Genomic DNA, 12986 nt, shown 5'->3' on the forward strand with positions numbered 1-12986 from the left:
AGGGTAGAGCTTAGAAAACGGCAAGTCTGAGTTTACTCTCAGCGTCCTGGGCGGCGCTATCTCAGGGGAGCATCCCGATTTTGCCTGAAGAGGGAATTTGACCTTTTCCCCGTACCTTTCCCCTCTAAGGCAGGAGACCTGTTTAATTCTACCCAAAAAATTATTTGACCTCTTCCCCAACCCCTCGATCGCGGGGTTCAGAATTTTTGAGCGGTGTTGTTATTTTGAGTACCTAATGTCTCCAGTTGATTGCTGTAAAGGCTTTCAAAATTCACTTGGCGGTGCATTGAGGTTTGGTCTGAGTTTTTAATGCCATTAACGACGGTTCCTAAGACAGAAGCACCGGAAATTTTTAATCCCTCTAGTGCTTTGGTGACGAGAGAGCGATCGGTGCGATCGAGCGCTACTACTAAGATTGTACCGTCGGTGTGAGCAGCGAGGATATGTCCGTCTGCTAGACCAACAAGGGGTGGAGTGTCGTAGATCACTAAGTCGAAAAATGCTTGAAATTGCTCCATGAGATAGAGCATTTTTTTCGATGATAGGAGTTTGATCGGGTCAGGTGGGGTGTAGCCTGCTGTGAGTATGAAGAGGTTGTCTTCGTCTGGCGATCGCTGGATCGCGTCGTTGAGGCTGAGGTCTGTGGCGATCGCATCGCTGAGTCCCCGGACATTGGGTAGGCCTAAGCGCAGATGGAGTTGAGGTAAGCGCAAGTCAGCATCTACGAGTAACACCCGTAGGCCGACGGCCGCTGCTGTCCTTGCCAGATAAAAAGCAATGGTTGACTTGCCATCTCCTGTCACTGCTGAACCGATTACTAAGGAACGCATAGATCTCCCTGGGGTTAGCAAGCGGATGTTTGTGTACAGGGAACGAAAGGCTTCTAAAAAGGAATAATCTAAATCCCCGTGTAACTTACTACCACCCAACTGTAGTTGTGGGCTTTTGCCTAGAGTTCCATCATTAACATTCTTAACTGATGCTCGCTGCTTAGATTTCTTGGTGATTCTCCTAAGTTTTTTCGTCTGGGGAACTAACCCTAACACTGGTAGTTTCGTTCCCCATTTCACTTCTTCTGGGGTATGGAAAACTGTATTGAGCACTTCTATTACAAAGCCTACTGCTACGCCAAATAGGATGCTCAATACTAATGCGATCGCTAAGTTTTTACCTTTATTGGTAACAGTCACCGATAAAGGTTTGCCGAATTCAGTTGTCAGGATCGTGGGTTCATTGATGATCGTCCACGGCGTGTCTTGCTGCCCTACACCTAGTTTGAGGGTTTCTCGTTTAGATAAGAATACCTTCAAGCTCTCTGTCGCTACCCCCAATTCTCGCTCCAAATCTCCATACTGGCGGAGGACGGATGGTAATTCCCTGATATTTGCATTTAGACTATCTTCACTTGCTGTTAAGCTACGTTCTCGAGCTTCTAGCTGCTGGATTTGGCCGGCTACTGTGTCGAGTGTCAATTGAGCTTCTTTCTGTAACAAGCCGCGTACATTTTGCTGCTTTTCTCGCAAAGACTGCATCGGCGGACTGTCTTCCCGAAATTGAGTTGCACTAATTGCCAATTGAGTTTCTAGTGTCTGAAGCTGGCTGATTAAGGTTTCGTAACCTTTCGGGTTAATTGTTACTACCCCGGCCATATTGCCCTGTTCTACCTGCGCTTTCAGGTTACTGTATAGCTTTCTGGTTTCAGCAAGCTGGGCTTGGAGAGTGACTTGGTTAGAGCCAATAGCGTTTCCTTGATCGGCGAAGCTTCTGCTAGTTAATTCTGGTAAACTCAGGTTAGCCTGCTGGCGCAGGGATTGCAGTTGTCGCTGTAGTTGATCGACTCGCATCCGCAGTGCTGGGAGCTGGCTATCAATGTACTCCATGCCCTTTGTAGTCTGTTTTAGACGCTCTTGGCGACTGTACTCTAAATAGTATTTAGAAACTGTATCGAGGACAAACTTAATTTTATCCAGGTCTTTATCCTGGTAAGTAAATTCTATAATTTTCGTGCCCGCTTCTTTACCATCTTTAGCATAAGTAATCCGGCTAATTTTCAACTGATTATTGAGCTTTGTGTAGCTAACTTCTCGATAGTTAGCTTGTAGCTTTTTAACCAGCGGTTCCAGCAGTTTAGGGCTCTTTAGCACTCGCAATAGAGTCTGATAGTCTACCATACTGCTGTCTTCGACAGAGGAACCAACTTTGTTAACTTCATCAGCGCTGAAGTTGGCACTCTGAGACTGGATCAGCAATTGAGACAATCGACCTTCTGCCGTGATTGGCTCTACTAAAACCTGGAAACTGCCTTGATAGAGTCTGGTAATTTGCTTGGTTTTCCACAATACCAACGAGCCAGAAATTCCGCTGAGTATGACCGCGATCGTTACCATGATCCCCATCCTTCTCCGCATTACAGCAAAGAGCCAACCTAAATCTAAAGGCTCTTGATCGCTAGTATCGTTATTCCCTGGAGAGAGGTTGGGCCCTGGTTGAGGCATAGCGCCGTTGCGCTTCGATGTTGTTGGCTGGAAATGATATTCTGTATCCATATTTTTTGATTGCTTCCTTAGCTAATAAAGTGTTATTTAGGCAATCTAATAAGTCCCAAGCTGTTGAGCAATGATAGGAGTGCATTACCAGTGCTTGGTACTGCTAGAAGGGCAGCAGTGGGATTTAAAATCAGGTTAACAGTGTCTACTACTCCGGCTGTGGCGGAGCGTCTGACTACAATGATATCTTGATTTCGGACGAGGGGGTTAGTCTGCTCGTTGATTCCTTGAGTAAAATCAAGTTGTATAATGCGCCGGGAAACAGTGCCATCGAAATTGAGGCGGAGTAGTTCTACGGAACTTTTTTTAGCTCTACTACTGTTGAATCCTCCTGCTGCCATCAGTGCTTGGTTGAGGCTGGTGTTGGTGGGTACCTCTACCAATCCTGGTCTAACTATTTCTCCGACAACGTTGATTTGAATTTTTGCTGGAGAAAAGCTAGCGTCTGCGATCGCAGATATTTCTGCGGGGTTAATTTCCGCAGCAGTAGGAATTATAATCGTATCTCCGTCTTGCAAAATCGTGTCTTGATTGACATCGCCGCTCTCTAAAAGTTGCCAGAGGTTAACACTAAAAATTTGTTCGGAACCGGCACTGGTGGGGCGACGCACCTGCACCTGGCGAATATCCGCTTGAGGCTTGAGGCCTCCAGCTAGCTGAATTGCCCGCGTTACTGTTGGCAGTCCTTGGACGCTTTGGGCGGATAAGGTATCTCCTCCGACTACGACATATCTCCCTGGGCGAGTTACCTCTCCTACCACTGCTACTGTACGAGCTTGACTAGGAGGAGGAGCAAAGGTAGAAATGGCGATTTGACGGGCTTCTGCTAGATTGACTGCTGGTGCTGTAGGTATGAAAATCGCATCTCCATCCCGCAAGGTGATGTCCGCAGATACGGTGCCAGTCTGTAAGTATTGCCATAGGTCAAAGGTTATGACTTGCGCTTGACCAACTCCCCCCGCTCGTCGCCGCACTTCTACTCGCCGAATGTCGGCAATTTGGGTCACGCCCTGAGCTCGTTCAATCGCCTGTACTAAAGTGGGAAATTGGACGGAAGGAACATTACCCGCTCCTGAACTTAAGGGAATACTATAGGAGCCTGGGCGGTTGACTTCTCCTGAAATCCAGACGTTGAGGGGTCGCGTCGCTTGCAAGCTAACTGTAATCTGGGGGCGTTTGAGAACCGGGGCGTAGGCATTAGAAATGGCAGTTGTTGCTTCCTCAAGGGTTAGCCCCTGGATGGAAATACTGCCAATTAGGGGTAACTGGATCACGCCACCTGCCGGAATTTGGTAGTTGCCGCTGAGTTGGGGCAAGTCGAAAATATCGACGCGAATGTTGTCTCCGCCTCCTAAAGTGTAAGTTCCCGTTGCGTTCGAGGAGTTGGCTCCCGAAGGAGGGGGAGCGGCATTCTGTGCAATTTGCTCTTGGGCGACCGTTGGCTGTGGGGAAGCGACACCTGCGATCGCTAACAGGCTCAGACCGGTCAAGAGGGGGACGATTTGTCTGGGCAAACTTGCGTTCGCAATATACAACGTAATTTGCTTCATGATTTTAATCTAACCTAGTGGGCGAAAAACTGCCAAACTGTGGGTTCTCACTAGAAGGCAAAAGGTACCGGGCCTTAGTCAGAAGGAAATATACTTAAGTCATCTGCTCGCTAGATCTGGCAGTTTTGAGAAAGCTTGACTATATTTAAAGACAGACCTGCTCCTAGTTTATTTTTGCTAGACAGTAAATAAAAAGAAATATTTAAGGTCGGTACTACAAATGAAAGAAATTCTCCGCGATCCTCTATTTTTATTAATTATTATAGCGATCGCTCTCATTGTACTGATATTAATTTATCAAGCAGTAGCCAAGAACAAAAAAATCGGGTTAAATCTGGAAAAAATCATTGCTGGCATATTTTTATTTGCGATTTCAGGAGCGTCAGGTGCAGGAGTGATGCCTTTTACTAAGTTGCACCCGCTCGTGATGGCAACGGATCGGACTACACCTCCCACCATCATCGGACAGATCGGAATCTATGCTGCTTTTCTATTCGTATTATTTCCTCGACTGCGCTCTACTCTGAAAGATTATTTAAAAGCGTTCTTAATGACGATGAGTAGCGATCCGTCGTTAGCAATACTTTTATTTATGATCTTATTTTCACTTTTGTGGTCAGATACGAGTGATGTCAGCTTCAAAAATAGTTTAGTGATTTTAGAAGTAACAGTTATCGCTATTTACATAGGAAAGCAATATAGTTGGCAAGAGCTATATCCTTGGTGGCGTGTGGTCAACTTATGTGTTCTGTTGTGGAGCCTGTTGAAAACCAATGCGGATGAGGCTGGATGCTGGAATGGAATACTGGGTCACAAGAACCAGTTTTCATTTTTTATGGCTCAAACAGCGGTTTTATGGTTTTTATTTGCCTTTTATTCACCGAAAAATCGGCGTTTGGCGATTGTTTTTGGTTTGTTGGCTTCCTTGGCAGTCCAAAAAGGGTGTAGCGGAGCAAGCAGAATCTTGGTTATTATCTTATTAGGCCTTTGGTTTTATCTCAGTGTCATCAAAAAATTGCCGGTGCAGTGGGCTGTGATTTCAGTCATACTTTTCCTAATCATCAGCATTTGTCTGGCAATTGTGGTGATTAATAATCTGGAGGCGATCGTTGTTGATGGTCTTAAAAAAGATATGACATTGACGGGGCGAACGGAATTTTGGCCGCAAATCGTAGATAAAATTAACGAGCGTCCCCTTCTGGGGTTTGGAGTTGCTGGTTTTTGGCAACCTTGGCGGGGTTTGGAAAATCCAGCCCACAGTATTATCATCGTTAAAAGCCAATTTGTCCCCCCTCATTCTCACAATGGCTTTTTAGATTTAGCCTGTGATTTAGGTTGGGGAGGATTGATATTATTTATGTTTTCATTTTTAAACAATCTTATCAAAGGAGTCGTATATTTAACTCGCACGCAACTTCCCGAAGCAGGCTTGCCTCTTTTCATCTTGACCTATACACTAATGACAAACCTTACGGAAACAGGTCTTTTTGGGACAACCAGCATTTGGTTTTGGTACATTGTCATGTCAGTCCGCCTGAGTCGAGATATTTCAGTAAAGACTTAAACGAAAAGAGAATTTTTTGAAAAATCACCTGCTTTGTAACGAATTGAAAACTTATGATATTAGACAAGCTCTTTGCGTTTATAGATCAGCTCAGCCCAGGACTACGTAAGGTGATTGCCAACACAACTTGGCTGTTTGCTGACAAGATATTGCAGCTAGGTCTGGGTTTGCTAGTAGGGTTGTGGGTTGCTCGTTACCTACAACCGGAGAGATTTGGTTTGCTCAATTATGCGATGGCGACAGCAGGGCTGTTTGCTCCCATTGCCAGCCTTGGGTTGGGTTCGATCGTGATTCGCGATCTATCTCGGAATTCGTCTAATAAGGAAGAAATTCTAGGTACAGTTTTTGTCCTCAAAAACATTGGTGGCTTGATAGCTTTGTCATTAACCATCGTCACAGTAATTTTTCTAAATCCTACCGAACCCTATACTCAATTGTTAGTAGGAATAACAGCATTAGTAACTCTGTTTCAGCCTTTTGAAACCATCGACTTTTGGTTCCAATCGCAAGTGCAATCAAAATATACCGTTTTGTCTACGAATGCGGCTTATTTGATTATGAGTGTTGTTAAAGTTATCCTCATTAATCTCCGAGCTTCATTGCTCGCATTTTCTTGGATATTTAGTGCTGAATATGCTTTAAGGGCTGTGGGCTTTGTGATTGTTTATGAAGCAAATGGGAATCAGATATTAAGATGGCAATTTAACCGCAAGCTTGCTCTGGAATTGCTCAAGCAAAGCTGGCCGATGATTTTATCCGACTTCATGATCTTTATTTATATGCAGATCGATCAGATCATGATGAAACAACTTAGTAGCGCGGAAGAATTAGGACTGTATGCAGCAGCCGTCAAAGTTTCTGGACTCTGGTATTTTGTGCCTATGGCTATAGTTGGCTCTGTTTTCCCATCGGTTGTTAAAGCTAAAGACATTAGTGAAACTCTTTATACAGAGCGCCTGCAAAAACTTTTATATTTAATGTCTTTAATATCTTATGCAGTTGCAATTCCTGTAATGCTGCTTGCACAGCCGATAGTGATTCTTTTATATGGAAAAAACTATCTTGGTGCTGCCCCCTCTTTAGCGGTTCTGATTTGGGCTGGGCTGTTTGTCTGCTTAGGAATCGCCAGAAGTACATGGCTAATTACAGAAGGATTCTTAAATCTTTCAGCCGCGACAACCGCTGTGGGCGCAGTTGTTAATATTATATTAAACTTTATTTTAATTCCCCGCTATGGTGGTTTGGGAGCAGGGATTGCTACTCTGATTGCACAGATGTCAGCTTCTTATTTAGCCCACGCACTTTACCCGAAAACTAGAAAGATGTTTTGGATGCAAACGAAGGCAATTTTTCTAGTAGATATTATCAAGAAAATAGGTCAATTATCTGCGAGGAGATAAACGGATTTTTGTCAATACATTAAAAGTTAGGAAGTTAGGAAGTTAGGAAGTTACGAAATGAAGAATAATCAGCTAGATATCAAGGTGTAATTTTGCATCGCTCTCATTTGGGCGGTCAAGTCACCGCCAAGATGGTTGTGTTACGGATACTTTTGTGCAAGTCCTGAATGAGTTTTATGAACTTCACAAAATGCAACATAAAGATATTGTAAATTTAATCTACGCTAGCACGTCTAAGCCAATTTGCAGACTATAATTAGAATAATCTTTACTCTCAACCGAGAGCAAGTGATGCCAATCAGTAGGAGTAGATACTTAAAAGGTAAAATAAATATGACTCAAAAGCAGGCTTCCTGAGTATTTTTGCTTTTGCCTTCTGTCTGCTACTGATGACCGAAACAAGTGCGGTAGATTCCGAGAACAATCCATTCTGCGGACACAGAAAGCGCCAACTACAAAGCCTAAAATTGGTCTGAGTCAGTCTTGCCGATACTAAACTATAAGTAGAGTCCAAGTAATGTCCAATTACCAAATTCAAACACCAGTTGCTTTTATTATCTTCAAACGTCCAGATACAACGGCCAAAGTATTTGAAGTAATTCGTCAGATCAAACCTCCTAAATTGTTAGTTGTGGCTGATGGCCCCCGTGCAGATAGACCAGGAGAAGATAAAGAATGCGCTGCGGTTAGGGCTATTATCGATCGAGTAGATTGGGACTGTGAAGTATTGAAAAATTATGCAGATACTAATTTAGGTTGTCGGCAGCGTGTTGCTAGCGGCATAGATTGGATATTTGATACAGTTGAAGAGGCAATTATTATCGAAGATGATTGTCTGCCCGATCCTACATTTTTCCGCTTTGCTGAAGAATTGCTGGAACGCTATCGATACGATCAAAGAGTGATGTCCATTTCTGGTCAAAATGTTCAATTTGGGCGACAGCGAACAGACTATAGCTATTACTTTTCTTGCTATACTCACTGCTGGAGTTGGGCGAGTTGGAGACGAGCTTGGAAACACTACGATTTAGATATGAAGTTGTGGCCAGAAATTCGCGATGGCAATTTTTTAACAGATATTCTCAAAGATCCCCGCGCGGTGAGAGTGTGGACAAATGCTTTCCAACTCTGTTACGAAGGAAAACTAAATACCTGGGATTTTCAATGGGCATTTGCTAGTTTCATTCAAAATGGATTGAACATTATTTCTCAAACCAATTTAGTGTCTAACATTGGTCATGGGGCGGGTGGTACTCATACACCAGATGTTGACAGTCCTTATAATAATATGCCTACAGAACCTCTAGAATTTCCTCTGAAGCATCCTCCCTTTTTGATTCGGGATACCCAAGCAGATAATTTCACCCAAAATACTTTATACGATTACGATCCACCGATGATTAGAAAAGTGCAATACAAACTGAATCAACTCTTAAAAATCAAGGCAATTGCAGTTAATGGCAAGCGTTTATGAAAGTATTACTTCTCAGTTATTCTGATAGAGAAGGGGGTGCAGCCCGTGCAACTTATCGGCTGCATCAAGGTTTAGAACATCTAGGGCTAAGTTCCCAAATCCTTGTACAAAATAAAAGCAGCGACGATCCCAATGTCATTGCGATTAAAGGGAAGCTAGCTCATAAATTTGAAGAAATCAGTTCGACACTCTATAACTTACCTTTGCGGCTGTATTCACACCGCAATTCGGCAATATTTTCTACCCAGTGGCTGCCCGATTCTCTACCTGCGAAAGTGGGTGAAATAGCACCGGATATTATTAATTTACACTGGACTTGTAATGGATTTCTGCAAATAGAAAGTCTGCCTAAGTTTAATAAGCCCATAGTTTGGACGCTCCATGATATGTGGAGTTTTACAGGCGGGTGTCACTATACGGAAGATTGCGATCGCTATACTCAATCTTGCGGTAGTTGCCCGCAACTGCATAGCAGCAAAGACTTCGATCTATCCCGCTGGGTATGGCAACGAAAAGCGAAAGCTTGGAAAAATTTAAGCCTTTGTCTAGTTAGTCCCAGCCAGTGGTTAGCAAAATGCGCCAGTGAAAGCTCCCTTTTCAAAGGGTATAGAATAGAAGTTATCCCCAATGGGCTTGACACTCAAACTTTCAAGCCTATTAACCGCCTACAGGCACGAACCATCTTAAATTTACCTCAAGACAAACAACTAATATTATTTGGAGCTATGCAGGGAACAGGCGATCGCTGGAAGGGATTTTCCTTACTTCAGTCAGCAATTAAAGAGTTAAGTCAATCTCACAACCCAGAAGAATTGGAACTCATAGTTTTCGGTGCATCAAAACCTACCGAACAGTCCGAGCTCGGTTTTAAGGTACGCTATCTAGGCAAATTGTACGACGATAGTACCTTAGCCCTTGCCTATTCAGCGGCTGATGTGATGGTAGTGCCTTCAGTGTATGAAGCATTTGGTCAAACCGCCTCAGAATCACTCGCCTGCGGCACTCCCGTCGTTGCCTTTAATGCCACAGGCTTAAAAGATATCGTCGATCATCAACAAAATGGTTACTTAGCCCAACCTTACAAAAGCGAAGATTTAGCCCAAGGTATTACGTGGGTATTAGAAAACCCAGAAAGACATCAAAAACTTGGCGCTAACGGCCGTCAAAAAGCTGAGCGAGAATTTAGCGAAGAATTACAAGCAAGTCGATATCTATCTATTTTTAAAGAATTATTACCATCTAATTCGATCTCAGATTTGAGTGGGAATATAATCTCTCTTTTGTGAAGCTAATCTAAAATCAAGTCAACAAATTATTGAAGGTTAAGGTCTAATATGCTGAGAGTTGTCTACGACCATCAAGTTTTTAGCTGGCAGAAATATGGTGGTATTTCCAGATATATATATGAGCTAGCAACTCAGCTCGCTCAATCTGAGAATATAGAGGTGAGGATTTTAGCGATTGCTTATGTCAACGAGTATTTGAAAAATTATAAATCCAACAATAAATCGAACTTAATTGTTGGATTTCCTATTCCTGATACTCGGAGAAAAAAAATCTATGAATTAGTTGAAAAATTCAATCACGAGTTGTCCGTAATTTGGCTGAAAAAATATCCTTACGATATTTTACACAAAACTTATTACAGTTCTGAAAATCTCGTAACAGATCCGCGAGTGAAAGTGGTAGTTACGGTTCACGACATGATCCACGAAAAGTTCAGTCAGTTTTTCAATAGCAAAAAAATCTTTAATACCCAAGAAGATCCAACAGCTTTGGTAAAAAAAGAAGCTGTGCAGCAAGCCGATAGAATTATTTGTGTTTCGGAAAACACCAAAAAAGATTTAATAGAAATCTTAAATGTAGAACCGAGCAAGATATCTGTAGTCTATCACGGCTACTCCTTAAATACCTATGCTAGCGATACTGTTGCTCCCAAAATCCCTCATCCCTATATTTTATACGTAGGAGAAAGAGGAACTTACAAAAACTTTAAAACTCTATTGCAAGCCTATGCTAGTTCCAGTCAATTACGAAATAATTTTCAGCTCATATGCTTTGGAAGTCGTGTATTTTCTAGTGAAGAAATCAATAATATTAGCGAACTTGGACTTCCAAAAGGTAAAGTGATTCATGTTTCAGGAGATGACAAATTTCTGGCAAGTTTATATCAAAATGCTGCACTTTTTGTTTATCCTTCGCTTTACGAAGGGTTTGGGATGCCGCTGTTAGAGGCAATGGCACTTAAATGTCCGGTTGCTTGCAGTAATACAAGTTCTATGCCTGAAGTAGTCGGAGAAGCAGCCGAATTATTTGACCCGCATCAACCTGATAATATTGCTGAAGCTATGGAAAAAGTTTTGTTTGCAACGGAGACAACTGAAAAATTAATCCAACTCGGCACAGAAAGAATCAAGCTTTTCTCTTGGGAGAATTGTGCGGAACAAACCAAACAAGTTTACTTATCTCTGTTATAATTTTATTGAGTGATGTACGGGAGGAAAATAGATGGATCGTTTTCACTTAGTAGTTTTTAATTACGAACGAATTTCCCTGTTTTTAGACAATTTTGACAAAATCAGGAACTTCGATCCAGAGCAAGATAAAATTTATATCTTAGACTGCTCTTCTAATCATAAAAAAGAACAAGAAAAAGTGGCCTTTTTCTTACAAGAAAAATGCTGGGAGTTCAACAAACAAGTTCATTACATAGTTAGAAGAAATTGGGGAATTGACCAAGGTGCTAGAATAGACTACTTTGGTTTATTAATAGATAATTACTTTGATTCTCCGCCTAAATATATCTGGCAGTTTCAGGAACACTATCTCGATTTGACATCTCCTGCTAGTAGATATCCCCTAGAATTCCCCACAATTGGAGGTCAAATTAAAGCTGACGTAAGTCCAGATAACCTGATTGTAGATTTAGATGAATGTGAGAAAATTTATGAGCAAGACCCCGCCGTTACAATGCTTTATGCGGCTCGCTTAAAAATGATATTATTTTCCCACACAGATAGCAGAGAATGGTTTTACGCTAACGGAGGAAACTATTTTATCCGAACATCTTACGTACTGCAAGTCTACAATCATAATCTTTTGGATAGCTACAAAATGATTTTCGATGGCAAGTCAGATTGGACTTTGTTCGTGGAAATGGATCAAGGCTATCGATTAACACAAAAAGGAGTAAAATGGTATGACTTAGTAAGTGGCTACAGTTTTGACCTGCCGCAGACCTTAAGAAATTTGGAAACAGCCAACAATATCGTTCTGCAACAAGATAAAGAACATAATCACGAAGATTATTATAGTCCCTTATACGATCGATATCAACAACGTTGCTTAAAAGCTTTAAATACTTCCCCCTGGCTCAGAAAAATTTTAATTACAAAGGCTTTTCTTATAGATAGCCTCAAGATAACATTGAGGAAGATCAAACGCACCTTACTCCCGCGTCAATCACAAAAGGTAACAGTTCTTAGAGAAGGAAAGCTCAAAAAACTTTGACGATATTATGGAAGAATCAGCTAATTTAGAAAACATGAACACTACTAGAATTTCAGTCCTTCTAACTTGCTTCAACCGCAAACAAAAAACCTTGGCTTGCTTAGAGGCCTTGTTCAACCAAAATCTACCCGCCGATGTTAGCCTCACCACCTATTTAGTAGATGATGCTAGCACTGATGGTACGGCGGAGGTTGTCAGTGAAACTTATCCTCAAGTCAAGATTTTTCATGGTGATGGCAACTTATTTTGGAACGGTGGAATGCGCTTTGCTTTTACTGAAGCCATGAAAGACGATCCCGATTACTACCTCTGGCTCAATGACGATACCATCTTATATCCAGAAGCCGTCAGTACCTTGTTAGCAACGAGCAAGGAACTATTAGAACGAGGAGAAACCAAAGCAATTGTATCGGGTTCAACCTGCGATCCCCAAACAGGTAAAACTACTTACGGCGGCGTTGTGCGAGATAACTTCTTACTCCCTTTTCGATATCGCGTTCTAGAACCGGCTCAAGAAGTTCAAAGTTGTGGAACCATACATGGTAATTGCGTCCTAATTCCTCGCAACGTTGCTCAAATTGTCGGCAATCTCGATCCTGCCTTTGTCCACTACATAGCTGACTGGGACTATGGCTTGCGAGCGAAGCAAAAAGGATGTACAGTTTGGATTGCAAAGGGTCATCTAGCAACTTGCTCTCTAAATCCGCAAGTGACACAAACTGCGGCATCAAATCTGACGGAAGGCTTGCAAAAAATGAGTACACCTAAAGGTTTAGCCTTTAAAGATGCGACTCTGCAACCTGCTAGTGAGTGGAAAGTATTTACTCAGCGCCACGGAGGTTTGTTCTGGCCAATTTATTGGCTGTTACCTTATCGAAGATTAGTGTGGCTTTCAGTCTTGGCTAAACTAGGATTAACTAACAACAAAAACTAAGGTGAAGA

9 protein-coding genes are annotated in these 12986 nt (G+C 42.3%); 7 read left to right on the forward strand and 2 right to left on the reverse strand.

Annotated elements, in window-relative coordinates:
* Positions 1–197: 197 nt before the first annotated feature.
* Complete coding sequence (locus OSCI_RS05560; protein ID WP_007353892.1) at positions 198–2546, reverse strand: GumC family protein; 2349 nt, start codon at positions 2544–2546, stop codon at positions 198–200.
* A gap of 32 nt (positions 2547–2578) precedes the next feature.
* A complete protein-coding gene (locus OSCI_RS05565) occupies positions 2579–4096 on the reverse strand; it encodes an SLBB domain-containing protein (protein ID WP_007353893.1) in 1518 nt (505 codons plus the stop codon).
* Between the two features lie 220 nt (positions 4097–4316).
* Between OSCI_RS05565 and OSCI_RS05570 the strand changes: the two genes are divergently transcribed.
* The 7 genes from OSCI_RS05570 (at position 4317) to OSCI_RS05600 (ending at position 12978) form a co-directional block, all read left to right on the forward strand.
* Positions 4317–5660: an O-antigen ligase family protein gene (locus tag OSCI_RS05570; RefSeq protein ID WP_007353894.1), complete on the forward strand. Its 1344-nt coding sequence runs from the start codon at positions 4317–4319 to the stop codon at positions 5658–5660.
* 53 nt (positions 5661–5713) lie between these two features.
* Positions 5714–7060 (forward strand): flippase, encoded by a 1347-nt coding sequence (locus OSCI_RS05575; RefSeq protein WP_007353895.1) that lies wholly within the window; start codon positions 5714–5716, stop codon positions 7058–7060.
* Between the two features lie 517 nt (positions 7061–7577).
* Positions 7578–8534 carry a hypothetical protein gene (locus OSCI_RS05580; RefSeq protein ID WP_007353896.1) on the forward strand — a complete coding sequence of 319 codons (957 nt, stop codon included), beginning with the start codon at positions 7578–7580 and terminating at the stop codon, positions 8532–8534.
* The gene (locus OSCI_RS05585; RefSeq protein WP_007353897.1) at positions 8531–9820 is read left to right on the forward strand and encodes a glycosyltransferase family 4 protein; all 1290 of its coding nucleotides are present in this window, start codon (positions 8531–8533) and stop codon (positions 9818–9820) included. Before OSCI_RS05580 ends, OSCI_RS05585 begins: the two co-directional genes overlap by 4 nt.
* 48 nt (positions 9821–9868) lie before the next feature.
* Positions 9869–11011 carry a glycosyltransferase family 4 protein gene (locus tag OSCI_RS05590; protein ID WP_007353898.1) on the forward strand — a complete coding sequence of 381 codons (1143 nt, stop codon included), beginning with the start codon at positions 9869–9871 and terminating at the stop codon, positions 11009–11011.
* Positions 11012–11042: 31 nt separating this feature from the next.
* Entirely contained in the window at positions 11043–12044 is a 1002-nt protein-coding gene (locus OSCI_RS05595; RefSeq protein WP_007353899.1) for a hypothetical protein, read from the forward strand.
* Positions 12045–12051: 7 nt separating this feature from the next.
* On the forward strand, positions 12052–12978 hold the full coding sequence (locus tag OSCI_RS05600) for a glycosyltransferase family 2 protein (RefSeq protein ID WP_007353900.1): 927 nt from the start codon (positions 12052–12054) through the stop codon (positions 12976–12978).
* Positions 12979–12986 lie beyond the last annotated feature (8 nt).

It is taken from the genome of Kamptonema sp. PCC 6506 (assembly GCF_000180455.1).
GTDB classification, from domain to species: Bacteria; Cyanobacteriota; Cyanobacteriia; order Cyanobacteriales; family Microcoleaceae; genus Kamptonema; species Kamptonema formosum.

Excerpts from the sequence above, each read along its gene's own strand:
- OSCI_RS05560 (WP_007353892.1), bottom strand. The coding sequence starts at position 2,546 with ATGGATACAGAATATCATTTCCAGCCAACAACATCGAAGCGCAACGGC.
- OSCI_RS05565 (WP_007353893.1), bottom strand. The coding sequence starts at position 4,096 with ATGAAGCAAATTACGTTGTATATTGCGAACGCAAGTTTGCCCAGACAA.
- OSCI_RS05570 (WP_007353894.1), top strand. The coding sequence starts at position 4,317 with ATGAAAGAAATTCTCCGCGATCCTCTATTTTTATTAATTATTATAGCG.
- OSCI_RS05575 (WP_007353895.1), top strand. The coding sequence starts at position 5,714 with ATGATATTAGACAAGCTCTTTGCGTTTATAGATCAGCTCAGCCCAGGA.
- OSCI_RS05580 (WP_007353896.1), top strand. The coding sequence starts at position 7,578 with ATGTCCAATTACCAAATTCAAACACCAGTTGCTTTTATTATCTTCAAA.
- OSCI_RS05585 (WP_007353897.1), top strand. The coding sequence starts at position 8,531 with ATGAAAGTATTACTTCTCAGTTATTCTGATAGAGAAGGGGGTGCAGCC.
- OSCI_RS05590 (WP_007353898.1), top strand. The coding sequence starts at position 9,869 with ATGCTGAGAGTTGTCTACGACCATCAAGTTTTTAGCTGGCAGAAATAT.
- OSCI_RS05595 (WP_007353899.1), top strand. The coding sequence starts at position 11,043 with ATGGATCGTTTTCACTTAGTAGTTTTTAATTACGAACGAATTTCCCTG.
- OSCI_RS05600 (WP_007353900.1), top strand. The coding sequence starts at position 12,052 with ATGGAAGAATCAGCTAATTTAGAAAACATGAACACTACTAGAATTTCA.